This is a genomic window from Candidatus Bathyarchaeota archaeon (assembly GCA_018396705.1).
GTDB lineage: Archaea > Thermoproteota > Bathyarchaeia > Bathyarchaeales > Bathycorpusculaceae > DRVP01.
Genome location: JAGTQZ010000003.1, coordinates 115,915 through 140,626 on the forward strand (window position 1 = coordinate 115,915; position 24,712 = coordinate 140,626).

Genomic DNA, 24,712 nt, shown 5'->3' on the forward strand with positions numbered 1-24,712 from the left:
TTTTTTAACTGAATAAGTCTATAATCGAAAGGACATCGCAGATGCTGGATATCCACCTTAAATACGCGTTTAACGAGGCCCGTAGAGCTATAGCGTCTCTAGCTTCTATCGTTAAAATTAAATGGTCACGCTCGATTTTTAGCCATACTTTGGACCGTGATGATGCTGGTTTAACTGCCTCCGGAAACAATGATGGATAAACTGTTTCTAAATGTTCTTTGAAGGGTATTTCCAAGCGTATAACAGCGTTAGCTTTCATGGGTTAAGTCCCAAATGAGATGTGATATTCTCATCCTTGGACCTATTTCAATGTTTTCTGGAAGAAGTCTAAACGTTACTGTTAATTCTTTGGTCTGGCTCGCTGTTACTTGCATTACCGCATCGAGTGTTTTACATTCATCTATTGCACGTATAATTGGCACATTGAAAAACATTGAAAGTGTTTTCTCCAGTTTGCTTACCTCTTCCAGGCACTTTGGCGAAGTTAGCATAGCCATAAACTTTATCCTTCTTCCTCTAGGCATGTTTCCGAATTCTCTTCGAAGCTTAACACCTCTTAGATAGATTAATGGTGATGTTAAGCAAAGTCCAGTTTCGTTTAACAAGTAAAGCTCTATTTTGCCAGGGCCGCCTTTCCATCTGTTTATAACGACAACCTTCTCAGCGTTCAACTCCAAGGCTTTAGCAGCTAAGCCCTCTAAGCTTAATTTTCCACGGTTTATTCTAATGATATTTGGTATGGTATGAGAAAGATCCTTGCAAAAGGTTCTTATGCTCCTTGTAGGTCTCCGTGAAGTTGTTAAAAGTATCAAACGTTTTTCAACCTACTCTTCCTCAGTCCCTGACGCTGCTGAGACTTCTGCTTCTACCGGTGCGCCTTTGGCCACACGTTTAGCAACGGTTCCAAGTTTTGTTGCTGGTGCATATGCCCCACCAGTGAATGTGAAACCGCATTTCTTACATTTCCAGATACCTACACTAACTCTTTTGACTTTTGGAAGACCACATTGAGGACACTTGTGCTTTTTCTTCATTTCAGTAACAATTTTTATATAGCGTTTCCTAACCGTTGCTCCGTAACGAGCCCCTAATCCTCTGGTTGGACCAACTTTTTTGGTTCTTTTACCCATTTTCACCATCCCAGCTTTTTCCTTATTTCCTCAGCCTTTTCCTTAGCTATTTGAGCTGCTTCAAATACTTGTTTTGGTGTAAAGTATCCGCTTCCACCTTTTTGGACTGCGCAAATGTTGCCGTCATCGTCTGTTGTTATTGTAAGTCGTGCATCCATTATCTGTTCCTCTTCAAGCCATGGATCTACTACAAGCTTGTCATTTATCTTTGCAAACGTGACTGCCACTGGATGTCTACGCACTGGAAGCGGGATATAGCCGGATTTCACTTTTACTTCTCCGTCTTCAATTTCATAATTAAACATTTTTGTGTTTAGTAATGCAGCTAGAGCTGCTAGGGCTGAAGCATCGATCAGGTTTCCATCATGGTTTAGAACATATATATCCACAAATATTACGAATACCTTCTTGCCGGGTGTTATGCATAGTTTTTCAAGATCTATCGCCTTAGATTCTCTTATTCCCCTATCGACAACTCTTGCCAATTCTATTGAGTTTTCATCCGGCGGTCCAGGCTCGAAGGTCGGTGAAGCTAAAGGCACAAGTTCAGCGTTAACTGTTAAAACACCTTCATTAGGTGTGTCTGGAAAAGGTTCGCCGGTTTCGATTTTAACTCCAGCCATAACCTCCGTTTTTCCAAGGAGAACCCTTGCGGAACCCTCAGCCCTTTCAACTATTCCTTGCTCGATTTTTATATCGCGGTAGTCGTTTAGGCCCCTGCCGTCCAATCTTTTTCCTTTTGCAATCAGCTGTGCAATTTGCTTTTGCTTTACGCGGACAACTGTTGTGGTAGTCATCATTCTTCAACCTCCTTGACGCTTACATATTTGGCTTTTAAAGCTTCCTTTTGCAAGGTATAGATTTTTTTGCAGCCTTCAATGGCAAGGTTCACAGCCTTCTCGAATTCTTCGTGAGTTAGGGTTCCATCCATTTGTAGGAGCGTTATAACGCCCAAATTAGGCATGTAAGCCACTGGAACATCGGCAGAACCCACCTTGTCCTCGGTATCCATTAAATCCAGAACTATCACGTCTTCAACTTTGCCTGCGGAGCATGCGGCCACTAAATCCCGCATTGGAATACCAGCGTCAGCTAAAGCCAACGAGGCGGCAGTTATACTTGTACACCTCGTGCTTCCATCAGCCTGCAAAACTTCAACAAACAGATCAACTGCTGTGCGGGGATAATACTCAACGAAAACGGCTGGTTCAATGGCCTCCCTAATAACCTTTGAAAGCTCTATCTCTCGCCTAGATGGAGCCGGAGACTTGCGCTCCTGAACGGAAAAAGGCGCCATATGATAGCGACACCTTAAAACCATGCGGTCAGGTAAAGCCAAATGTTTTGGATGAAGCTCCTTCGGCCCATAAACGGCGGCTAAAATCTTGTTTTTCCCTTGTTCAATATAGGCTGAGCCGTCAGCATTTGAAAGCACACCAACCTCAATTTTTATGGGTCTAAGCTCATCAGGTTTTCTCCCGTCAAGTCTTAAACCTCTTTTATCAATTAAGGTCTCAACTTTTTGGCTCATGTATTTAACTACCTCCCCTCTTTTCCTTCTCCTTTCTAATCATCTGTAATATACGATCGGTTAACCCGGTTGTGTGAGATTCCTCCTCAATTTTATGTATGGCCATCATTGCTAATTCTTCATCTTCTAGATTTTTACCAGTAATGAGTATTACTCCATTTTGACCCAGTATTATGTGGCAACCAGTCTCCTGTTTTATCATAGAAATCATTGAACCTTTCTTTCCAATCACTCGTGGAATTTTCGTTGGCGTTATCTTCACAATCTGTCCACGGGTTATCTTTCCAAGCCCAGGTTCACCGACGTTTAACTGGGGATTATGGGTTCTATCGTACGAGGCTATTTTTGCCACAACTAAATCACCTACATCAAGGACTTGTGTTAAATCATCTTTCTGTGGCTTGAAAGGTCGACTAAGCACATCTGAAGCTCTTAAAAGCGCCAAGTAAGGTGCATTTATGTCAACAACCCATCCATTGAATCCAACTTCTACAACTGTTCCTATAACTGTGTCTCCAACCCTTGGGACATAAAATGCTCTTAAAGCTACAACGTTTACTTTTTTATCTTCATATTCTACAAGCCCAATTCTAGAGGCGTAAATTTTATCGTTTGATTTAAAAGTGTTCTCACCAGCAATGTAATCACCTTCAGCTAATAAGTCCCCGGGTGTTACAAGTTGCCTTTTCTCAAAAAATGTAGGCATAAGACACACATCCAAATTCATTAATTAAACAATTTAGGATATTATTTTTGCCTCAGCGTTTCCCTTTGTAACCTCCCCAATTTTTTCGAGAAACGGCCCATAAAGGCCCGCGGGCATTTCCAAAATTCCATACCATGAACCGTCTGCTCGCCATTCCTCACGTTTTATTGTTCCCATAGCCTTTATTGTCCCGTAGGCTTTTGCTGCATACTCCGCTGGTACATGAACGCTGACTGAGACTTGCTCAATTTTCAGGGGCAAGACTTGCCTCAAAAGCTTAATCACCTCTCTTGCTTGTTCCTCAGTCGTTTTGAACGGGTCTATCGAATAGTGAATTTGCTCCATGGCTTGTTCAATGCGCATAGGTGGATGAGGGAGGTTCGTCCGCGGGTCCACACATTGTTTTGATATGAACGCTATTATTTGCCTACGTTTTTCTTCAATCATTTTTCTACGCTGCTCGGTTGTCAGTTGAAGCGTACCCTTTTTAATTATTATATCTGCCACTTTAAGAGGATCAGTTGTTCCAAAAACCTTACGGAGAGTTTCCTCTGAAACTCTTGTACCCTTACTTGCGTCTGAGAAAATGGTTTCAGTAACAAGCACTTCTGTAATTGCAGAAGTCTTTCCTAAGCGGTAGTCTAAAGCCTTATCAGGTTTCACAACGACTTCAAAGTGTTCACTGCCCCTTGTAATGCGGGCAATCGTGTACTTTTCACTCATCGCACGTTCACTTGCCCAGTCCCAACTTTTTCATGTAGCCTTCAACCGCTTCGTCGCTAAGCATCTCCATTTTCTTTGTGGCTACTGAAATAACTGCAACTTTTATTCGAGGTGGAAGCCCTCTGGCTTCAAGAGCTTTCACGAGACATTTCACTGCAAGTTTTATTGCGTCTTCTAGACTCATACCATCGCGGTATTCTTCTCGCAAAATATTCATCGCTGTCTCCTTTCCAGCCCCCACAGCTATAGCTTTATGCCCTCTATATGTGCCGCTTGGATGAGTTGCAAAAAGACGACAACCAGTTTTATCCACTCCACCGAACAGCAGCGAAACGCCGAACGGTCTAACTCCTCCATGCTGAGTGTAAAGCTGCTTTATATCGCATACCCGCTTGGTTACAACTTCCACGTCAATTGGCTCATCATAAGTCAGCCTATTACTCTGTGCATAAATTCTAGCGTTATCAATCAAAACTCTAGCATCAGAGCTTAAACCAACTATGGCTGCACCAATATGTTCGTCAATTTTAAAAATTTTCCAAGAAGTTTCAGACTCTTCAAGAGGTTCAACTGTTTCCTCAGCCCCTAAAACAACGCCTTCAGGACATTTTATTCCCAAGATTGTCGCTCCCCGATTGACAAGCTCCATGGCGTATTCAACTTGAAAGAGCCTACCGTCGGGCGAGAAAACGGTTATGGCGCGGTCATACGCACCCGGAGCTGCAAACACGGACATTAAACATCAACTCCACACTACTAAATGCTTGCTGAACACACATATAACAACTTAACTAAAAACCTTTTCCTTGGTGGTCTGTTTTCACACTTATTTTTCGCTTTCGAGAGGACACCACACACCACACTTGTAGATTTATGATAGCTTCTGTTAGGCGAAAAACTTAAGTTGCGAACCAAATGAACACAAATGTCAAAACATCAAGCAAGTTATTAGATAGATGTTACAATTGAAATTTTGGTTATGTCATTAATCGCATTTTTGCTGATAACCATTTTATAGTGCGTTAGCAAGATTATTGTGGGCTATGCATGGGCTACTTGAGTGTTTGGAAAGTTCTTGAGGAAATGGTTACAGACTTCCGTAAAAAAGGTGTTTCCATCCCTTCCAACATTTTTGACGACTTGAAATACGCGCGAATTTTAATCAATGTCTTGAAGGCTGACCCTTCAAGGCTTGAAACAAGCCAGAAAATCGAGGAATGCCTAAACAATGTGGAGTCTTATCTTATTTCGGAAGGGCAAAAGTTTGGAGAAAAATATGTTGAAGAATGGCTTGAAAAGCTAGAAGAAGCCAGCAGAAAAATCGATGAGGACGAAGGTGTTTCAAGGTTTGTTCCAGGATTGCCAAGGGAACAACGTTGGATTCGCGTTAAGTCATCGAATGAGATACCTCTCGACACATTAAAGGCTTTAGCCGAAGAGTTAAATCTTTCATTTGAAACACAAGCTGACGGGTATTTGCTTGTTTATGGCGAAGACGAGAGTGTTAAAAAGTTTGTCAAGAAAATAGCTACAAAGTATAGTTTAAAGACAGAGAAATAGCTGTTTTAAAGTGCATAACCGTTAAAGCATGCTAATGTAAGACTTTTATAGAGAAAACTTACAGAATTGAGTCCAAAAATAAAGTGCTGGCGGTTTCATGCGGGGTGAGGGCGTAGTTTAATGCCCTACATCAAAAAAATAGAGCTTAAGGGCTTCAAATCATTCGGACCTCAAACTGTTAAGATTCTTTTAGACAAAGGGTTCACTGCTATAACAGGACCCAATGGCAGTGGGAAAACAAACATTTTGGACGCGGTTTTGTTTGCTTTAGGCGAATTAAGCGTCAAAAGACTTAGAGCTGAAAACGCTGCAAAACTTATTTTTCAAGGCTCTGAGAAAGCTGGTTTAGAAAAAGCGAAAATGGCCAAGGTGGTTATACAGTTTGATAATTCTGACGGACGCATACCAGTTGACACAAACACAGTCACGATTTCACGTGAAGTTTACCGAAACGGCCAAAGCGTTTACAGACTGAACGGAAGAAGAGTTTCAAGAGCTTATCTCACGGAAATCCTTTCCATGGCGGGAATGAGTCCGACAAGCCAAAACATAGTTTTACAAGGTACCATAACACGATTAGCAGATATCTCCCCGATCGAGAGACGAAAAATAATTGAGGATTTAGTTGGGATCGCCCAATATGATGCGGAAAAAGCTGAAGCTGAAGAGAAGCTACGCGCTGCAGACCTTTCAATACGCACTGCCATGGGAAGAATCGACGAAGTTCAGAGACGCGTTGAGGACCTAGAAAGAGAGCGCAACGAACTTCTCAGATACAACTTTCTCAAAAATGAGATAAAAAAGTTCGAAGCTATCAAACTGTCCCACGACATTGCAAAAATCAGGTCGAAGATAGAACATGATTCAGCTCAAGCTGAAAAAATTAAGGATAGGCTTGAAAAAATTAAAGCTATCCGTGACCAATATAGGCTTAAGCGCAAAGAAGTTGAAAGTGAATGGCGGAAACTGAGCTCTGAAATTGTTGAAGAGGGTAGCTCACAAGTTTTAAAAGTCCAGATGAAAATAGGTGAACTTAAGTCCAAAATTACAGAGTTAACTACGAAGATAACCTCGGGAAAGACAAGCGTTGAAGGCCTCAGAAAAGTCAGAGAAAACAATCTCCAACAATATAGGACCATTAGAGATGAAATTCGCGAAAACCGTTTAAAAATAAGACGCTTAAGGGCTGAGTATGAGCGTATTTTAAACGAAATCAACGAAAAACAAGCGAAACATGATGCACTTGCAAAGGATGCTGCACAGCTTTGGGAAAACCTCGGCGAAAATAGTAAAAAAATCCGCGAAATAGAATCACAGATCGACAAAAACTACAGGAGACTTGCATTTTTGAGGTCTGAGCAAGCTAAAAGTCAGACGGCAATAAAAATCCGCGAGAGAAGACTTAAAGACTTAAACGAACGGAAAGAGCGGCTTGCATTAACTCTCAGCGAGCTTGAAAAATCTATAGACGAGTTGGAAAAAGTGCAAAAAGAACAGAAAAATCAGCTAAAAAGCCTAGAATACATGCTTGAAAGAAGAATAGCCCAAAAGGAAGCCATAGAACGGGAAATAGCTGAAGCTGGAAAAATAGCGGACTCAGCACGCGAAGCTGTTGTAGAATTCGCCACCCAGAGGGAGCTTGCAGAAACCATAGCCGCCGAAGAAAAAGCCTTGAGAAGCATAGAGGAGTTAGGCGAGTTAGGCGTAATACCTGGAGTCTATGGGAGACTGCGTAATCTAATAAAAATCGACAAGGCTTACCAGCAAGCAATAGAAGTTGCTGCTGGTGGCTGGTTGGATGCAATAGTCGTGAAGGATTTTGACACAGCCTTCACGTGTACTGAAACACTGCGAAGAATGAAGCTTGGACGCATAAAGATAATACCGCTTGAAGGAATCTCCAACACTAAACCAGTCGAAGTACCGAATAGGGAGGGAGTTAACGGTGCAGCTTTCTCTTTCATTAAATGTGCAAAACAATACGAGCCCGCGGTGTACTTTGTCTTTGGTGACACTATTGTTGTTCAAGAAGATAAAACAGCTTTAGCTTTATCTAATGAAGGTTATAGAACGGTTACGGTGAATGGTGACTTATATGAGCCAGGAGGCGCCCTTGAAAGCGGTTACTATCGAGCTCCAATAGATTTTTCAGCTATAATTCCAAGCGAGGCAGCGATAAAGAGCTTGGATGAAGCTGTTACTGCTTTGCAACAGCACCTTTTAAGGAGAGAAAATGACATCTCCTCTTTAGAAGGAGAGATAGACAAGACCCGTGTTGAGATTGCCCGCTTATCTGATGCCATAACCATGCTTGACAGGGAGATAGCCAGAGTTAAAAGGAGCATAAGAAGAACAAAAGCAAACATTAGAAGGATAACTTCTAACATTAAACGAGTTGAAAGCGAAATTGAAGCTGAAAAATCGAAAATATGGACATGTAAAGCAGAGAAAACCGTTATACAAAAGGAAATTCGCAGGCTTCAAAATGAATTAATAATTTTGAGACGCAAAGTCGACCCAGCAAACATCCAAGAGATGGAAACCAAACGGGAAAAAATTTCCGAAGAGATAAATACTCTGAGGCAGAAACTTGGCGCCGTCCAAACGGAAATTTCAACCCTTCAGTCTCAATATGACAACGTTTTGAGAATGGGATATAAAAACGCTCGAATTGAATTGTCCAGAGTTGAACAGCAACTTAAAAAAGTGGAAAGCGAAGTTGAGGAAGCTCTACAGGAAAGGGAAAAATTAAAACAAGAGTTAGCAGATTTAGAGAGAAGCCGTGTTGAACTTTCCAAAAACGTTTTATCCGCCAAAGAGGAAGCTCAAAAGTTTACATCTCAAATAGACGAAATTGACAAGGTGCTTCGTAAGCTTGATGCTGAATACGAGGAAACAGACCGCTTGTGGAACCAGTATCAGTTGAACATTCAAACAGCGCTAATACAACTTGAACAGTGGCAAAAACAACTGAAGCAATTTGGTTACGAAAAACCTTTGGAAGTCACCGCTAAAGAAGTTGAGGAAGCAGAAGCTTCCCTAAGAATGTTGAAGTTTGAGTTTGAAAGGATAGAAGCGGTAAATCAGCTTGCTTTGTCGCATTACGCGGAGCAGATCTCTCGTTACAAAGAGTTGTCCATTCGAATGAACGAGCTTGAAAGGGAAAAACAGGCGATATTGAAGTTTATGGAGGAAATTGAAAGCAAAAAACGCAAAGCATTCATGGAAGCCTACGAGAAGATTAATCAAAACCTGCAAAGGTATTTCTCAAAACTTACTGGAGGGGGATTCGCCACCCTCAAACTTGAGAATGTGGAAGACCCATTTGCTGGCGGAATAGAAATGGTTGTTCAGTTTCCAAATAAACCATCCATAGTTGTCAGCGGGGCAAGCGGCGGAGAGCGTTCCGTGGCTGCTGTAGCATTTCTGTTTGCCTTGAAGGAATTCACACCAGCAGCCTTCTATATCATGGATGAGGTGGATGCGCACTTAGACGCCTTCCACGTTTCGAAACTTGCCGACTTATTATTAGAAGAGTCGGAGAAGACACAGTTTATCATTATTACGTTAAAGCCTGAGATGGTTAACAAAGCACAGAAAGTGTATGGTGTTTACGGGCGTAACGGTGTCTCAAATGTTATTTCAGCAAAATTCCTTGAGGTGCCAAGCTAGATGGCAACGGTTATTAAAAAACCCTTTTATCTCCGTCCACCATGGAACATTCTCTTTGAGTTTCACAAACTGGAGAAGTTGACCCCATGGAATATTAACATTGCATATCTGCTCACCACTTTTCTGGAGGAGATGGAGAAAACGGGGCAGATAGATTTCCGGGCATCCGGAGTGGCTTTAGACTCTTCAGCCTTAATATACTTAATGAAGTCAAAGTTGCTGCTGCAGCTTGAAGAGCCTCCATCTCCGCCGAAGCCTTCGCAGGATTTTTTGCCTCCGCCGCTCTTTCTTCCCCTCAGATACGAGCTAACCTCCACAACAATAAAACATTTGTTGGAAGTGTTAGAAGACGTTTTAAAAGGGGAAATTCTTCTTAAACCGCAAAGGGTTATGCCTGAACAGGTCCTTCCGACGCCCTCTGAAATTCTTCCACAGATCGATTATTATCTTATGGAAATTGAGCTTCAGATGGAGAAGCTTTACAAGTTGATTTCTGAAATGGTGAAAGGTGCCGGGATAATACAGTTTTCAACGCTAATCAAGGGTATGACAAGGTTGGAGGCTATACGCACATTTATTCTTTTGCTTTTCCTAGCTCAAAATGAAAAGATAGGGTTATGGCAAGATGAAGAAAACGAGGAAATTTACATAACCATTGGAGGACTTAACACTGCAGGAACCGAAAAGCGCGCTTAACAAGTTAGCTCAAAGCAATCAAGAAAAAACTTTAAATGAGCTAGCCCTAGTTGAGGCTGCATTATACGTTGCCGGCCGGCCGTTAACTATTTCAGAGCTTTGCTCTGTCCTGAAAACTAAGTCAAAAAATAAGGTGAAAATGCTTGTAAAAACGCTAATGCAGGAATATGCCAACCGAAACACTGCCCTAGAAATCTTAGAATTAAAAGATGAAAGATATGTCCTTCAACTTAAAACCGAGTTCACGCCGCATGTAAGAAAACTTGTTAAGCGTCCTCTCCTTTCCACAGGCCCGCTTAAAACTTTGGCGTATATAGCCTTAAGGCAGCCAGTGCCCCAAAAACGAGTCGTGGAAGTGCGGGGGCATCATGCTTATGGACATATAAAATTGCTCAAAGAAATGGGATTAATCGCCTCTGAAAGAAAAGGGCGTTCATTGGTCTTGAAGACCACCGACTATTTTGCAGACTATTTTGGCTTAAGCCACGACATGCCAACAATGAAGAGGGAACTGAAAAAAATTCTGGAAAAAGATAGAGCGGCAGAGGGGACGGTCGTTAATTCGGAAATATAGCTGTTGACACGGATAGATTTATATTTTAAGCAATGGATAGTGAACAGCCCAAGAGAGGGTTAAAATATGTCTGTTTGGCACGGTGACTTGCATAAAAGAAAACCAACAGGAGGAAAAAAGAAGCCTTACCGAGGAAAACGAAAGTTTGAGCAAGGATCTTTTCCCGTTGAAACAACCCTTGGCGAGCCTAAAAGAAAGTTTGAACGAAGGAGGGGTGGCAACCTTAAGGTTAGAGTTTTAAGCGAAAAATACGCTTGCGTAACCGACGTGAAAACCGGAAAGACTGAAAAAGCTGAAATACTTCGCGTTGTCAAAAATCCGGCGAACGTAGACTACGATAGAAGGGGTGTAATAACAAAAGGCACAATTATAGAAACCAATTTAGGATTAGCGCGTGTTACATCTCGTCCTGGACAGAATGGTGTAATAAACGCTGTTTTAATAAGCAAGGAAGAAGCTGACTGAGCTATTTCGTGGCTGCGACGCTGCGGATTTTATGTAGTTGTTTAGCGACTTTCTTAAGAATCTGAGTTTTCGACTCTTTTTTGACGACTAGAAGCATGCCAGTTTTAAGCCAAGGTGTCTTTGGATAACAAACATCAAAAACCAGTTCATGTTCAAGGCCTAGTTTTTCAGCTGCTTCTTTTAGTTCAGCGATTTTAGGCGATGGTACGGCTAAATTTTTCGGTATTTTCCTTCCCTCACCCCGGGTTTTCGTTGCGTCAAAATATGCCGGCCATAGAATCACTTTGTCTTGCTCTCGCATAGTTACTACTCCTTTTTACTTGTGAGCAAAGTAGGCTAAGATTTTACTATTAACTTTGTCTATCCTTGCAAAGCCGAATCTTTCAAACTGCACTATATCGCCAATTCTTAAGTTTTTACAGGCTTTTTCAGCTACACCCTCGATAATTGTAGCATTTGGCATAACAATTTTACACGGCGCATCTGCCCCTATGGGAACCCAGTGGATTAAGGGAGCCCCAGCTTTTTTCGCATCATCGTAGGATTCGCTTAGGAAGGATGCTTCAACAGCATATACTTCAACGTTTTCAACTTTAATGTTAAAAAGTTCCATGAGACGCACAATCTTTCCAACGCCTAGATTTTTCAAGTCGTTCTTTGAGATCCAGAAGAGGACTTCACCTTGTTCTGTGGGTTTTATGGTATATTCTCTATATCCTCTTTCCAAGCGCTCTGGGTGTAGCCTAATCTTAACGGTAAAAGTTTTTGGAACTTTGTACACTGTAAGTTGAATTGGGCTTGGCACAAAAAAGTAACGGTTCACCTCCGGATCCAAGAATTTTCTATTGTATGCATAGAGGTTCTCCCAGCTTAGGACGACGTCTGAAGTTTTTGGGCCAACATCAATAATGAGCTTTCTTATGGCTGCTGACGTTATTCCACGTTTTCTTAATGCGGCAAAAGTTGCCAGTCTCGGGTCGTCCCAGCCTTTGTAGATGCCTTCTCTTATTCCTTGGACAATTTTCGATTTGCTAAGGTGTGCCCCCACAATTTTAAGTCTACCGTAGTGTATGGCCTCCGGATACTTCCATCCTAGATGATGGTACATATATTCTTGGCGAGCCATGTTTGTCAAATGTTCTTTGCCGCGTATAATGTGGGTAACTCCCATCAAGTGGTCGTCGAGCCCGCATGCGAAATTGTAGAGAGGCCAGACACGGTATTTGCTTCCAACCCTTGGATGGGGAAACTTTTCAGTGTCTATAACACGTAAAGCCGGCCAGTCCCTAACCGCTGGGTTTGGATGGTTTAAATCAGTTTTTATCCGCACTACGGCTTGGCCTTCGCCATACAAGCCGTCCAACATACGTTGCCATCTTTCCATATGGGTCTCTGGCGGCAAACTGCGGCATGGACAGGCCGTTTTGGCAAGTATTCTCTCTCTGAAAACTTGAGGGGAACACGTGCACACGTAGGCGTCACCGGCCTCGAGAAGCTTCTTTGCATACTCATAGTATAATGGGATTCTGTCGCTTTGGATGAATTCCTCATCTGGTTTGCAGTCAAGCCAAGCAAGGTCCTCGCGTATGCGGTCGTAAAACTCTAAAACGGGCCTTTTCACTTTTGGATCCGTATCTTCAAAACGTAGAATAAATTTCCCATGGTACATGCGGGCATAGTCATGGCAGAGAACTATTGCTCTGGCTGAGCCCAGATGAAGAACGCAGTCAGGATTAGGCGAAAAACGTGTCACAATCATTGGATATTTGTCAACGTTGGGCAATGGCGGAAGCGTTTTCTCCACTTCAACCTTTTCCCTTACAAGAGCCTCAGGCCAATTTTTCTCAACAATTCGTCTTTGATCGTTTAGGGAAAGACTGTTAACTTCGCCCACTATCTTTGTTACAAGGACTGTTATTTCCTTTACCCTTGTTCGCAGTTCAGGTCTTTCAGCCAAAAGTTTACCAATAACCGGCCCAGCTTGGGCTTTACCATCATGCTTTACAGCATTAAGTAGAGCAATTTTGCGGGCTAACTCCTCAATTTCCTTTAGCGCTATCTCATTCAAGACTGAAAGCCTCGAAGCTCGCTTATGGGATTATATTTTTCTCTCAATGAGAAATCTTGCGAAGGCGTTTAACTTTTCTTTTGCCTCTGATCTTGGAAGAAGTTCATCCACACTTTTCCAACTTTCTTCCAAGATTTTTCTCGCAAAATTTTTGGCATATTCTATTGAGCCATATTTTTGCATTATTGCTATCGCCTCATCTCTTAGCTTTTGGTCTGAAGTGTGCATTTTAAGAATTTCGATAAGACGCTTTCTATCTTTGGCGTTTGCAACTTTTAAAGTGTGGATGACCATTAATGTGCGCTTTCCCTCGGTTATATCTTGCCCGCGGCCGCCTTTCTTTTCTGCAAACTCTTCTCCAACTAAGTCTAAAATGTCATCTTGAATTTGGAAGGCTATGCCAATGCTTTCAGCAAATATTCCAAGCTTTTCAACAAGCTCGTCGTCAGCGTCGGCAAGCACTGCGGCGATTTTTGCAGCCATTCTCGCCAGAGTCCCTGTTTTGTAAGCACACATCTGCAGATAATCTTCTTCGCTTATTTGGTCAGCATTTGCTAGTCCTCTGTGCCATGTTATGTCCATGGCTTGTCCAAGACTTAGGTTTATCATCTCCTGTACGTATATTTCGTACACTTTGGCCAGTTTTTCGCAGCCTATTTTATCCCTATTTTCCATCAAAGGCAAAAGTGGCAAGTAATACATAGTGTTTCCAGCGTTTAGGGCTATGTCTAAGCCATAAATCTTGTAGGTGCAAGGTTTTCCTCTGCGGTATTCAGATGAATCTTCAATGTCGTCAATGATCAGGGTTCCGTTGTGAACAACCTCTGGAATTATGGCGTAGTCCACATACTCCTCTGAATTTTTGCCTAACGCTTCGCATATCAACAAAAACAGAGTAGGACGCCAGCGTTTTCCGCCCCTATCTAGAAATTCCCATACAGGTTCAGCTATAGCCTTGTTTAGCGCTCCTATGTTGTAAGAGTATCTGGGCTGGTTGATTTTGAAGATTAGCGCCTCCTTGGAAAATATTCTTGGAATATACTTTTCAATAGCCCTATTTATGATGGAAGCTTTTTCTTCTAACAGTTTTTCAATGTTCAAATTTAATTTCGCTCCTTCTGGCGTAAGCTTCTAAATCGAACCCTCTTAATCTCAGCCATTCTGCTGTTTTTCCAATTATAATAAGGGGCACCCTCTGTAAATGTTGCGGATTTTCAGCTCCTGTAAGAAACATCGCGTTCTTTAATTCTTCAATAAGAAAGCCCAACACTTTCCTGGTTTTCTTAACACCTCCTTCAACAACCGCTTGCAAAACTGGCTGAGCAAGACCTGCAAGGCTTGCTCCAAGAGCCAGTGCTTTAGCTGCGTCTAATCCGCTGCGTATTCCCCCCGAAGCTATAACTGGGATGTTCACCGTTTGAGCTACTTCAACCACGCTTATTGCAGTGGGTATACCCCAATCCCAAAAAACTTCACCTAATCTTCGACGGTGAAAGTTTCTTCCACCTTTTGCACGAAAAAACTCGACAGCCGCAAAACTCGTGCCACCAGTGCCACTTACATCTATGCCCTTTACACCTACGTTCTCAAGTTTTCTTGCCTCTTCGGCGGCTATCCCGGCACCAGTCTCTTTCACTATCACTGGCCTATCAAGTTCTTTGGCGATTTCCCCTATCTTTTCAAGGACGCCCCTAAAGCTTGTTTCACCCTCAGGCTGTACAGCTTCTTGAAGCGGGTTTAAATGTATTGCAATGGCATCCGCATCGATCATTTCTACAGCTTTTCGTACCTCTTTAATGCCGTATCCACGAGTAAGCTGCACCCCACCTAAGTTCGCCACAATAAATGCTGTTGGCGCTTTTTTTCTAACGATTGCAAAGGTTTTCTCAAGACGCTTGTCTTCCAGCGCGGCTCTCTGACTTCCCACACCCATCCCAAGACCAAGCTCCTCGACAACCGTGGCAATTACTGCATTTATTTTCCTTGCTTCACTTGTCCCACCAGTTATGGCGCTTACCATTATTGGCGCCGAAAACTTATGATTAAAAACTGTAGTGGACGTGTCTATTTTCTCTTTGTCTATTTCCGGCAATGCTCTGTGGACGAAGTGTACATCCTCAAATCCCGTGGTGTTCTTCTTCGACTGCACGTTATGAGTTGTTGCTATTCTAATATGATCCGCTTTCCTTTTTTCAGTTTTCTCAGCCAACATCATTCCTTCTCTATGATTGTGCCCTTAACTTTTTCTCCCCTAAGAGCTTTATAGAGATATCTTGGTTTAGAAGCATTAACTATTAGAACACGAATTCCATGCTCTATAGCGGGTATAAGCTCTGCAATTTTGTTGGGCATACCACCAGTGACATCGCAAACATTTGAAACACCTAATTTCCCCTGAACTCTTCTAAGTTCATCTAATGTCAAACGTTCAAACATTTTTGCGTTAACATTATTCTTTGGATCATCGTCATATAGGCCGTCTACATCCACACCTATCAAAATTTTTTCAGCGTCAAATTTTAAAGCCAGGAAAGAGGTTAGCTGGTCGCCTGACAATATTGTGAAGCCTAGTTCGGTGTCGAGGACAGCATCCCCGTAGAGGACTGGAATAAAACCCATCCTCATTAAAAGCCTTAACGGTGCATCTTCAAAACATGCTATTCTTCCATTTTTCGTCATTATACAGGAAGACGGTGTGACACTTACAGCTGGGATGCCCCGCCATATAAGGGCATCCATGAAAAGTCCATTAAGCACTGTCATAACATGGTGTGTTTCCGCGAATCCTATGATTTGGCTTTCGTTTTTGAAACCTTCTTTTATCGCATGTTTCTGAGCCGTGGGGTGACCGAAACTTCCCCCACCGTGAACAATTATCAGGTTTTTGAGGTTTGCTTCAAGTATTTCGTCGGCTAGACGGCTTATTGCATCCATTCTAACTTCCATTTCTTTACTTTTATCTGTTATAACTGAACCACCTATTTTCAGAACAGTTGGTTTAGCTTGACTCAATTCTAACCCCTTCATCTGTCTTTTTAGCTATGAAGGCGTTGGCTCCGGCTCTCTGAACAGCCTCCAGAACTTTGTTAAGTTTATCTTTATATGCTAGGGCTATCATGCAGCCGCCACCACCCGCTCCGGTTAGTTTTGCGCCTAATGCCCCGGCTTTTTTGGCTGTGTTTATCAGCCACTCCAGAGATTCATCTGAAACTCCCAAGCCATATAACAACGCGTGGTTTATGTTCATTAATTCACCGAGAGTTTCCAGGTCTCCTTTTTTCAAGGCTTCAATAGCTTGTAAAACTATTTCGCGGGCAGCCCGCATCATTGGCTCAACAATTTGCGGATACTTATACTTCAACTCGCGAACTTTTTCAACTTGCACACGAGTTGACCTTTCAACACCCGTGTTGCCAATAACAAGGGGTACTTCAGTTTTAACCTCAAGGGGTTTAAACCCCGTGTCCAATTGAAATAGCATTGTTCCACCAAAAGTCGATATTGCAGGATCAACGCCGGAGGGGGTGCCGTGCATAATTTTTTCAGCCTCGAGGGCTATACGGAAAACATCTTCTTTTGACATTTTAATGTTTAACACCGCACTGACCGCTGCTGCAACGGCAGCAGCTACGGCTGCAGATGAACCTAAACCAGCGGCAACTGGTACTGTCGAATTGACTTCTACGGTTAAGCCAACTTTTTCTCCAGTTTTTTCTAAGACTTTTTCTACAGCGCATCTTATTGGTTCAAGTTTCATTTTAGCTTCTCGGGGTTCTCCTTTTTCCACTTTGATGTTGCTGTTTTCAAAAAAGGCTGACAAGCCAAGATTTTGTGAACATATAAGTAACTTTTTATCCTGTCTAGTTTCCACTCTAGCGTAAGCTCTTTTATCGATAGCTAAGACGATGGCTGGTTCACCGTAAACAACGAAGTGCTCTCCGAAAATGATTACTTTTGCCGGAGCTGAAGCAACAGCCGCCCCCATGCTAAACCCTATTTTGTAAATTGCATGGCGGCATACCCAACAACGGCTGAGTAGTCGCCACTAACATCTCCACTGGTTTTGTAACATAATAATTTTGCTTCTTTCACCCCTAAAACCTTTGCAGCCGTGATGAGAGCAGCTATAGGGCCGTAGCCACACGCGGTGATTCGATGTTCTTCGATGATCGAATAAAACTTCGCTTCATCCATTTTTTCGACAGCTTGAAGGGCAAGCTTGTCCTTTCGTTCCGCCACTTTATGCGGCTCGTAGTGAGTCATATCCGAAGAAGCGATTATCACAGCGTTTTTCCCAGCCAAAACTTTAGCCGTAGCCTGTCCAACCTCCATAGAGGAGTGTAAATCCTGCATTAAAAAGCAGATGGGCACAATCCTAAATCTTGAACCGAAAAGATACTGCAAAAAAGGAAGTTGGACTTCAATTGAATGTTCATAACGATGAGCAACCTCGTCGACATCTACAATGCGGGACTCCCTTACAATCTGGTCAGCTGTATCAGCATCAACTTCAACGTCACCAAGGGGGGTGCGCCAAACACCTTCATTCATGATGGCTAGGGCGCTTCCATAACCCGTGTGATTAGGCCCAAAAAGAACCACGACGTCTGGTTTACCATCCAACGCCAAACTGTAATACGCATGGGCTGCGACCGGACCAGAATACATGTACCCCGCATGAGGACAAACAAGCCCGATTATATGTCGAGCTCCAGCCTCGGCAACGGATGGAATCTTTCCAGGCCCAAGTTCATGCAGAAAGCATTTCTCAATCTGTCTTTTTAAGGCTTCAGCTGTTCCAGCATAGAAGGCTCCAGCCTGACATGGGTATCGAACCCTAGCCACTATGTTAGCTGCCCTCCTCCTCTTTGGAGATCTTAGCCTCAAAATCCTCAATGGACAGCGATGGATCTTTATCTGGTGGAAGCTCTCCTCTTTCACGAAGCACTTGTCTAGCTAGAAGCCAGTATATAACGGCAAGCGCTCTTCTTCCCTTGTTGTTTGTTGGAATCACTAAATCCACTCCGGAAAAATCGTTGTCAGTGCTGCATAAGGCCACAACTGGAATACCAACAGAAGCAGCCTCTTTTACGGCTTGAAAGTCCGCTCTCGGGTCGGAGACTATTAGAACGTCGGGTTCAATACGGTTTGGATATAAAGGGTTAGACAGCAGTCCTGGAATAAAACGCCCTATAACAGGCGTTGCGCCTGTCAATTCACAGAATTTTCTGACAGGTTCTTGAGCGTAAAGTCTCGCTGCCGCAGCCACTATTCTAGAAGGGTTAAACCTTGCTAAGAATTTAGCCGTAACCCGTATTCGTTCATCTGTTTTTTTAACGTCTAGCACAAATAGTCCGTCTGGTCTAACACGATATATGAATTGTTCCATATCTTTCGTTTTCATTCTTGTTCCTATGTGTATCCCAGCTGACAGCAACGTGTCCCGAGGTAGTAAAAGTTCTTCTTCTGCGCTAACGCTGGTTTCTTCCTCGAATTTCTCTTTTTTCGCCTCCCCTTCAGCCGTCAATTTCTACACCCCATTTTTATAACATTCGGAGCTCAGCCATTTTAGCTCTGTCTCCTAAGAATTCCTCCACCCTTATTAATTCGTTTATCTTCGCTATTCTAGCCCCTTCAACCACACCAGTTTTTATGATTGGACATTTAAAGGCTACAGCCAAATGAGCTATGTGCCAGTCACAGGTGTCTCCTGAACGGTGAGATATAACCGGGATACATCCAGCTCTTTTAGCTGTTTCGATTGTTTCCAAAGCATCTGTTAAGGTGCCAACCTGATTCACCTTTATTATGACAGCATTGGCGGCATGCATCTTAATTCCATGGGTTAACCTCTCATTGTTTGTAACGAAAAGGTCGTCTCCGCAAACCAAACAGTTTTTCAATTTTTTTGTCAATTCCGCAAAGCTTTCATAGTCTTCCTCATGAAAGGGGTCTTCAATGTAAGCCAAATGATATTTTTCGACGATTTGACGGATAAACTCTAATTGCTCCCCAGAGTCTAGTTCTTTGCCTTCCCTCTGATATACGTACTTTTTAATTTTGCCATTCCAAAGGGTGGACGCTGCTGCGTCAACGCCGGGGCTACATTTAAAGTTAACTTCATTGCTAACTTCTTCGCAAGTTTGTGTTAAGATTTCCAATGCATCAAGGTTTGTGATGTTAGCTGTCCATGCGCCTTCGTCGCTTTTTCCGTGGCCGAACAATTTATCCTTCTTTTCCAGAAGGTCTCCAATTTTCCTGTGAACTGTGATGTTCGCTTTTGCTGCTTCTATGAAGGAGTCGGCGCCATGCGGTAGAACCAGAAACTCTTGAAAGTCTGGAGCCTTGCCACTCGTGTGGCTTCCACCACTAATAACGTTTCCAAGAGGATATGGAAGCTCACGGGCAGCATAGCCGCCCAAATACTGGAATAGAGGAATACCGTAAGAATTGGCTGCGGCTTCCGCATTCGCCAAAGAGACCGCGAAGGCTGTGTTTCCTCCTATTATCCTAAAATCCTTTGTGTTGTCTATTTCATGAAGAATTCGGTCTATTTCCTCTTGAAAGTCGGCGTTCAATCCTATAAGTTCTGGAGCCACAAGCTCTTCAACCTTTTTTATTGCCTCATCCACCCCGCCTTGAGGGAAATATACAACCTCGGCTTTGCCGCGGCTTTTTCCGGCTGGAGCGGATGCCCTTCCAAACCCAGAGTTAGTGATTACATCAACTTCTATTGTCTCTTCGCCCCGGCTATTGAAAACTTTTCTGGCGATAACGTCTTCAATAACTGTGGACATACCACAAATTCCCCGCGATTACTCTTGGTAATAGTAGTTTCTAGCCTCCTTTCTCTTCTCAGCCTCTCTATAAAAACGTAAAACCTCATCTATAATTTCAACATGAGAGAGAAGCATACGACGACAACAATACCTCTTAATTCCCAAGCTGTCTAAAACGTCGCTAGCATCCTCACCAGTTTTTACTCTCCGCGCAAACTCCTCCCACTTATCTCCAATAAGTTTGCCACATGTGAAACATCTTACAGGTATGATCATATAAGTCCTCCATTTACCTATAGCTTTTCTGATCTCGCGCTCTCGCACCGGGTCCTCCAAATTTTTTAGGCTCTTTTCTTCTGGGGTCTCCAACAACCATAGTTCTGTCATACTCAATGAAAGCTGTTCGCAGTTGCGCACTTTTCGTCCATTTCAATAAGGCGTTTGCGATGGCCATTCTGGCCGCCTCTGCTTGTCCCATGTATCCGCCACCCCATACTTTTACGTCTATGTCCAGTTGTTTCCAAACCTCGTCTCCAGCCTGGATAAGTGGCTCCATTATTTTTTGGCGGGCAATTTCAGGCTCGTAGATCTCTAAGGGTGTTTTATTGATTCTTATTCTACCTATTCCTGGTTTAACGATGGCTCTTGCTATAGCTGTTTTTCTTTTCCCGCTGACAACCAAAACCCTTTTTGCCATTGGCATATTTTACTCTCCGCTCCAGCCTATTTCTTTTGCAAATTCTCCAAGAGTAAAGTAGGAGCATGTTAACTTTTTGGCTTGAGCCTCCTCAATGGTTTCCATCTTTACATTTTTAAGTTCTTCTGGAACACCTATGAAAACCCTTAATCTTTTGAAGGCTTGTTTGCCTTTAGGCTGTTTATACGGAAGCATACCCCTGACGGTTTTTCTCAAAATTCTGTCAGGCCTCCTATAGTGGAAGGGACCTTTCCCAGGGTAGCCTACCTCAAGAAATTCCTTTGCCTCTGCCACCTTGCTTTTCTTTTTGCCGGAAATTACTGCTTTTTCAGCGTTTACAACAGCTATTTTCTCGCCTTTTAAAAGGCGTTTAGCTATTATACTTGCCATCCTTCCAAGAATAAGTCCGTCAGCATTTATCACCGTGAACTCCTTCAGCTCCTCCATTCCAGCTTCACCCTATAATCTTGACATTTGAACCTTTCGGATTTTTCTTGACAAGCTCATGTATGGTGAGACATTTTCCCTTTGCATTCTCTATTTTATGTTTAGCCTTTTCCGAGAAAGCGAAGGCTGCAACCGTTACTGGATGGTTTAACTCACCTGCGCCTAAAACCTTGCCGGGAACAACAACAGTCTCGTTCTTGTCGGTGTACCGGTTTATTCGACTTATGTTAACGGCTATTCGTCGTCTCCTAGCAGCCGCCAGTTTCTCAGCTATAGTTTTCCATATTGCCGCTTTTTGTTCGCGGCTTTGCCTCTTAAGAAAGCGAATAAGTTCTACAAGCTCCGGATTTGTCGCTTTAACTTCTTTCAAGCTTTTGCACCTCGATTTGGGATGCAAATTCTTTCAGTTGTTTCTCCAAAATTTTCACAGCTTCAACCATTATTCTCTCTGGTGGAAGGCTCCCGGTGGATTCCAAGTTGAATATGAAAGCATTTTTCTCCCATTCAACTTTTATTGCCGGAGGTTCTTTTGGACAGACATCAGCACAGTCATTGCATAAGGTACAAGCAAATAACTCGCGAACTTCTATTTTGCCCTCCCTTTTTGTTAGGACTTTTCTGGGGCAGATGTTAACGCATTCTCCACAGGCGTCACAGTTTTGGCTGTTAATCTCTATCTTTGGTAGATACTTGTATGTGCATGTAGAGACAGGTTGCCACTTAGCGTGGTTTTTGCCTTTCCCCAGTCTTGCGTAGGCTTCAAGCCTCAGCCTTTGCCCTTTTGCAAGTTTAACAATTGGGATTTTATCGCTTATTGGCACTATGCTTGGGTTTTCAGAAACAAGTTCACCGGAATACACCGTCACTGTTTCATCTTTCGCTTCTCGATCCAATGTGAGGGTGACTCTGCATAGGTTGCATCCAAACTCGCTTTTGCACGTGCATTCTTCTGGAAGATTGTAGCCGTCAAGATCCGTTTTTAATGGTATAAGCCCAAGTCTGTGGGCTATAATCTCATCATGTAACACGGATGAATTTTCAATAATGACCACTTCATCAATCGCCATACACGGGACTTCTGCCAAAACGTTTCTTCTCAAAGCGTTGACATACGGCGTGTCCACTCCTTTTATCAAAAGACTCATAGTGTTTTCGTCTTTTCCCAACACTTTTATTTCCACTTGAAGTTAACCCACCGTAAGTATGCGTTTAACCGCAGATGCCGTTGAATAGAGTACCAGTGCATTATTTCAATTTTTCTATGAGTTGCATGAAACCTACTCAAAAATAAATGTTTTAGACTCTTCTACCTCTTCTGCCGCCAGGTCTGCGTGTGCCGTCGTGAGGTATGGGCGTAACCTCTTCTATGCGACCTATGCGGAAACCAGCCCGTGCGAGGGCCCTTATAGCTGCTTGGGCACCTGGTCCCGGTGTTCTAGGTCCAGGTCCTCCTGGTGCTCGCACTTTTATGTGGATGGCTGTTATCCCTTTGTCTTTGGCTATTTCTGCCGCTGCGGTGGCTGCACGCATGGCTGCATATGGCGAAGACTCCAGTCTATCGGCTTTTACGAACATTCCCCCAGATGTACGAGCTATGGTTTCTGCCCCTGAAAGGTCGGTTATGTGCACTATTGTGTTATTGTAGGAACTGTAAATGTGAGCTACACCCCACTTTTCAGTTTTCTTTGCTGTGGACACGGTTCCACCACTGCTACTCATTTTCACTCTTCACCTCTCACCGTTTCAGATTTTCCCTCTTTTGCCGTGACTGCCGGAGTAACTGCAATTATTTGGCGTATTGGATGGTTCGGGTTAGCCAATGGACTGTCAGGTGAATAACCCACCTTATCTTCTTCTCTCGTTACCAAGTAACTCGGCACTGTTACACGCTGTCCTCCTATAACTATGTGCCCATGAGTTATGAGTTGGCGAGCTTGATAGATTGTTTTAGCCAGTCCTTTTCTGAAAACTATTGTTTGAAGGCGACGTTCAAGGATATCCTCAACAGTCAAGTCGAGAACGTCGTCTAAAACCGCTGTTTCATGAATTATGCCCAGTTTTTTTAAACGAGATAGTAGTTCTTCCTCCATTTTTTTCCTTTCCTCGGGAGGTTTACCTATAAGTGAGCGGGCTATACCTCTAAACTTTGAGAGCATAGTTTTATGACGCCATAATTCGCGTTTATTCCTTAAACCATACTGCCCCAAAAGTTTAAGCTCTTCTTGCAAAACATCCGTACGCCATGGAAAGCGTGGAGTTTCATACTTTTTCTTCTGTTTTTTAGGATCGCCCATGGCTACTTGCCACCTCCTCCCCCTCCCGCTTTAGCCGCCGTCTTCTTTTTGACTCCAACGGTCTTACCAGTTCTTCCCGTGGTTCTTGTTCTCTGCCCCCTGACTTTTAAACCATAGGCATGCCTATAGCCCCGCCAAGATTTTATTTCCTTCATTTTTTCAATATCCATTTTTGTTCTCAAGATTAGGTCCGCACTTATGAGGTGCATATTCTTTCCAGTTTCCAAGTCCTTTCGTCGATTGAGAAGCCAGCCGGGCAAGCCATGTTTTCCAGGGTCTTTTATTATTCCTTCTATCCTTTCAACTTCAGCCTCTGTTAGGAAACCTGCCCTCATGTGGGGGTCGATTCCGGCCTTCTTAAGTATGGCATGGGCCAAGTTTAGGCTTATGCCCTTAATTTTTCTTAAGGCATATGGAACCTTCAAAGTGCCATCTATATCTGCATCTATTATTCTTAGTATGTGACGGAATTCTCTGGCTGCTTGACTTGCCATTTAAAGCCATCCATACCTTTTTATAGCAAACTTAGAAGTAAACCGCTTTTTATTTAAACTTTCCTAGTCCAATAGAACCGAAAAACACTTAACACGCACCCTAGAAGATTTAAATTTGAACCTGAAATGAGCGGAACAATACTCGAAGACACAGTTTCAGAAACCTTCCGAAAGAAGGGTTTTATAGTTTTCACGAGACAAAACCACTGCGACGTTTTGGCGGTTAAACCAGACATGACTTTGGCATATCTAGTAGAATGTAAAGACTACGCTTTATCTCGAAAGCAGCAGGTTTTGGCTGTCCGAGAGTTAAACCGCAACTATACACACGCCCTTGAGCTTCTTATAAAGCAGCGTTTATGCCCAGAAAAAATTTTGAAAGTTTTGGTTGCACGAGGATTCGCTTATCAGGCAAGAGGCATACTGCAATACACACCAGAAACGTTCCTAGCTCACATTTCTTCGTAGGAATATAAAGTCATTAATTTACAATCAATGCTTGCAACTGTATTCTTCTACGTAAATGTTATGAAAAAGTTTAAATTCGGTGGTAGTATTCTGGGAGTTTCCGAAACTGGTGTCCAGTTTGGGTAAGCTTCAAACTTTAGAAGTTGTTATCCGCGGGGACATTATAGAGAGGAACATTGTTTTAAAGTTTGGAAAGAAATTGGAAGAAACGAAACTGAGGGCAGATTTCAGCGCCTCAATAGTGGTTCCACCCTTCATAAAAGCCATCGAAAAACGTTATCCCTCTATTTGCGTATTGCATATAATGGTAGACATCGAAGATAAATTCCATGTTGAAAAACTTTTGAAGGACTTTATCCGCGCAGAAAACTGTGAAATAGTCTCAATTCATGAGTTGTAACAACGATC

Annotated in this window: 32 protein-coding genes; 7 read left to right on the top strand and 25 right to left on the bottom strand. The window is 42.9% G+C overall.

Features of this window, described 5'->3' with window-relative positions:
• Positions 1–4: 4 nt before the first annotated feature.
• The 8 genes from KEJ24_03155 to psmA form a co-directional block, all read right to left on the bottom strand.
• On the bottom strand, positions 5–259 hold the full coding sequence (locus KEJ24_03155; protein MBS7646817.1) for a hypothetical protein: 255 nt from the start codon (positions 257–259) through the stop codon (positions 5–7).
• A complete protein-coding gene (locus tag KEJ24_03160) occupies positions 249–677 on the bottom strand; it encodes a hypothetical protein (GenBank protein ID MBS7646818.1) in 429 nt (142 codons plus the stop codon). Before KEJ24_03160 ends, KEJ24_03155 begins: the two co-directional genes overlap by 11 nt.
• Positions 678–824: 147 nt before the next feature.
• Positions 825–1,130, bottom strand: a complete 306-nt coding sequence (locus KEJ24_03165; GenBank protein MBS7646819.1) for a 50S ribosomal protein L37ae — start codon at positions 1,128–1,130, stop codon at positions 825–827.
• A 2-nt stretch (positions 1,131–1,132) separates the two neighbouring features.
• On the bottom strand, positions 1,133–1,930 hold the full coding sequence (locus tag KEJ24_03170; GenBank protein ID MBS7646820.1) for an exosome complex protein Rrp42: 798 nt from the start codon (positions 1,928–1,930) through the stop codon (positions 1,133–1,135).
• Positions 1,927–2,661: an exosome complex exonuclease Rrp41 gene (locus KEJ24_03175; GenBank protein ID MBS7646821.1), complete on the bottom strand. Its 735-nt coding sequence runs from the start codon at positions 2,659–2,661 to the stop codon at positions 1,927–1,929. The genes KEJ24_03170 and KEJ24_03175 overlap by 4 nt, the downstream gene beginning before the upstream one ends.
• Before the next feature lie 4 nt (positions 2,662–2,665).
• On the bottom strand, positions 2,666–3,367 hold the full coding sequence (locus KEJ24_03180; protein MBS7646822.1) for an RNA-binding protein: 702 nt from the start codon (positions 3,365–3,367) through the stop codon (positions 2,666–2,668).
• 33 nt (positions 3,368–3,400) lie between these two features.
• Positions 3,401–4,090, bottom strand: coding sequence for a ribosome assembly factor SBDS (locus KEJ24_03185; protein MBS7646823.1), 690 nt, complete (start codon positions 4,088–4,090; stop codon positions 3,401–3,403).
• A gap of 7 nt (positions 4,091–4,097) precedes the next feature.
• Positions 4,098–4,826 carry an archaeal proteasome endopeptidase complex subunit alpha gene (psmA, locus tag KEJ24_03190; GenBank protein MBS7646824.1) on the bottom strand — a complete coding sequence of 243 codons (729 nt, stop codon included), beginning with the start codon at positions 4,824–4,826 and terminating at the stop codon, positions 4,098–4,100.
• A 320-nt stretch (positions 4,827–5,146) separates the two neighbouring features.
• Between psmA and KEJ24_03195 the strand changes: the two genes are divergently transcribed.
• From KEJ24_03195 to KEJ24_03215, 5 genes are all read left to right on the top strand, one after another.
• Positions 5,147–5,650, top strand: a complete 504-nt coding sequence (locus tag KEJ24_03195) for a DUF2096 family protein (GenBank protein MBS7646825.1) — start codon at positions 5,147–5,149, stop codon at positions 5,648–5,650.
• 120 nt (positions 5,651–5,770) lie between these two features.
• Positions 5,771–9,322, top strand: coding sequence for a chromosome segregation protein SMC (gene smc / locus KEJ24_03200; GenBank protein ID MBS7646826.1), 3,552 nt, complete (start codon positions 5,771–5,773; stop codon positions 9,320–9,322).
• Positions 9,323–10,018 (top strand): hypothetical protein, encoded by a 696-nt coding sequence (locus KEJ24_03205; GenBank protein ID MBS7646827.1) that lies wholly within the window; start codon positions 9,323–9,325, stop codon positions 10,016–10,018.
• Positions 9,978–10,592 (top strand): SMC-Scp complex subunit ScpB, encoded by a 615-nt coding sequence (gene scpB / locus KEJ24_03210; protein ID MBS7646828.1) that lies wholly within the window; start codon positions 9,978–9,980, stop codon positions 10,590–10,592. Before KEJ24_03205 ends, scpB begins: the two co-directional genes overlap by 41 nt.
• Positions 10,593–10,658: 66 nt before the next feature.
• A complete protein-coding gene (locus KEJ24_03215; GenBank protein ID MBS7646829.1) occupies positions 10,659–11,057 on the top strand; it encodes a 30S ribosomal protein S8e in 399 nt (132 codons plus the stop codon).
• A 1-nt stretch (position 11,058) separates the two neighbouring features.
• On the opposite strand, the gene KEJ24_03220 is transcribed toward KEJ24_03215, so the two are convergent.
• The 17 genes from KEJ24_03220 to KEJ24_03300 form a co-directional block, all read right to left on the bottom strand.
• Positions 11,059–11,358, bottom strand: coding sequence for a signal recognition particle protein Srp19 (locus tag KEJ24_03220; GenBank protein ID MBS7646830.1), 300 nt, complete (start codon positions 11,356–11,358; stop codon positions 11,059–11,061).
• 15 nt (positions 11,359–11,373) lie between these two features.
• Positions 11,374–13,101, bottom strand: coding sequence for a glutamate--tRNA ligase (locus KEJ24_03225; GenBank protein MBS7646831.1), 1,728 nt, complete (start codon positions 13,099–13,101; stop codon positions 11,374–11,376).
• 54 nt (positions 13,102–13,155) lie between these two features.
• On the bottom strand, positions 13,156–14,226 hold the full coding sequence (locus tag KEJ24_03230; GenBank protein ID MBS7646832.1) for a polyprenyl synthetase family protein: 1,071 nt from the start codon (positions 14,224–14,226) through the stop codon (positions 13,156–13,158).
• A complete protein-coding gene (gene fni / locus KEJ24_03235) occupies positions 14,216–15,337 on the bottom strand; it encodes a type 2 isopentenyl-diphosphate Delta-isomerase (GenBank protein ID MBS7646833.1) in 1,122 nt (373 codons plus the stop codon). Before fni ends, KEJ24_03230 begins: the two co-directional genes overlap by 11 nt.
• Positions 15,337–16,137, bottom strand: a complete 801-nt coding sequence (locus KEJ24_03240) for an isopentenyl phosphate kinase family protein (protein MBS7646834.1) — start codon at positions 16,135–16,137, stop codon at positions 15,337–15,339. The genes fni and KEJ24_03240 overlap by 1 nt, the downstream gene beginning before the upstream one ends.
• On the bottom strand, positions 16,124–17,110 hold the full coding sequence (gene mvk, locus KEJ24_03245; protein MBS7646835.1) for a mevalonate kinase: 987 nt from the start codon (positions 17,108–17,110) through the stop codon (positions 16,124–16,126). The genes KEJ24_03240 and mvk overlap by 14 nt, the downstream gene beginning before the upstream one ends.
• A gap of 8 nt (positions 17,111–17,118) precedes the next feature.
• Positions 17,119–17,970 carry an AmmeMemoRadiSam system protein B gene (gene amrB / locus KEJ24_03250; protein ID MBS7646836.1) on the bottom strand — a complete coding sequence of 284 codons (852 nt, stop codon included), beginning with the start codon at positions 17,968–17,970 and terminating at the stop codon, positions 17,119–17,121.
• Between the two features lie 4 nt (positions 17,971–17,974).
• Positions 17,975–18,652 (bottom strand): 30S ribosomal protein S2, encoded by a 678-nt coding sequence (gene rpsB, locus KEJ24_03255; protein MBS7646837.1) that lies wholly within the window; start codon positions 18,650–18,652, stop codon positions 17,975–17,977.
• 16 nt (positions 18,653–18,668) lie between these two features.
• Positions 18,669–19,922, bottom strand: coding sequence for a phosphopyruvate hydratase (locus KEJ24_03260; protein ID MBS7646838.1), 1,254 nt, complete (start codon positions 19,920–19,922; stop codon positions 18,669–18,671).
• 18 nt (positions 19,923–19,940) lie between these two features.
• On the bottom strand, positions 19,941–20,180 hold the full coding sequence (locus KEJ24_03265; GenBank protein ID MBS7646839.1) for a DNA-directed RNA polymerase subunit N: 240 nt from the start codon (positions 20,178–20,180) through the stop codon (positions 19,941–19,943).
• A gap of 13 nt (positions 20,181–20,193) precedes the next feature.
• Positions 20,194–20,601 (bottom strand): 30S ribosomal protein S9, encoded by a 408-nt coding sequence (locus tag KEJ24_03270; protein MBS7646840.1) that lies wholly within the window; start codon positions 20,599–20,601, stop codon positions 20,194–20,196.
• 9 nt (positions 20,602–20,610) lie between these two features.
• Complete coding sequence (gene rplM / locus KEJ24_03275; protein MBS7646841.1) at positions 20,611–21,048, bottom strand: 50S ribosomal protein L13; 438 nt, start codon at positions 21,046–21,048, stop codon at positions 20,611–20,613.
• 7 nt (positions 21,049–21,055) lie between these two features.
• Entirely contained in the window at positions 21,056–21,418 is a 363-nt protein-coding gene (locus KEJ24_03280) for a 50S ribosomal protein L18e (protein MBS7646842.1), read from the bottom strand.
• Positions 21,405–22,229: a DNA-directed RNA polymerase subunit D gene (locus tag KEJ24_03285; protein ID MBS7646843.1), complete on the bottom strand. Its 825-nt coding sequence runs from the start codon at positions 22,227–22,229 to the stop codon at positions 21,405–21,407. Before KEJ24_03285 ends, KEJ24_03280 begins: the two co-directional genes overlap by 14 nt.
• A 115-nt stretch (positions 22,230–22,344) precedes the next feature.
• Positions 22,345–22,767, bottom strand: a complete 423-nt coding sequence (locus KEJ24_03290; protein ID MBS7646844.1) for a 30S ribosomal protein S11 — start codon at positions 22,765–22,767, stop codon at positions 22,345–22,347.
• Between the two features lie 2 nt (positions 22,768–22,769).
• Complete coding sequence (locus tag KEJ24_03295) at positions 22,770–23,342, bottom strand: 30S ribosomal protein S4 (GenBank protein ID MBS7646845.1); 573 nt, start codon at positions 23,340–23,342, stop codon at positions 22,770–22,772.
• 2 nt (positions 23,343–23,344) lie between these two features.
• Positions 23,345–23,836, bottom strand: a complete 492-nt coding sequence (locus tag KEJ24_03300) for a 30S ribosomal protein S13 (protein ID MBS7646846.1) — start codon at positions 23,834–23,836, stop codon at positions 23,345–23,347.
• A 126-nt stretch (positions 23,837–23,962) separates the two neighbouring features.
• On the opposite strand from KEJ24_03300, the gene KEJ24_03305 reads away from it, so the two are divergent.
• Positions 23,963–24,304: a hypothetical protein gene (locus KEJ24_03305; protein ID MBS7646847.1), complete on the top strand. Its 342-nt coding sequence runs from the start codon at positions 23,963–23,965 to the stop codon at positions 24,302–24,304.
• Positions 24,305–24,422: 118 nt separating this feature from the next.
• The gene (locus tag KEJ24_03310) at positions 24,423–24,704 is read left to right on the top strand and encodes a hypothetical protein (protein MBS7646848.1); all 282 of its coding nucleotides are present in this window, start codon (positions 24,423–24,425) and stop codon (positions 24,702–24,704) included.
• The last annotated feature ends 8 nt before the right edge of the window (positions 24,705–24,712 follow it).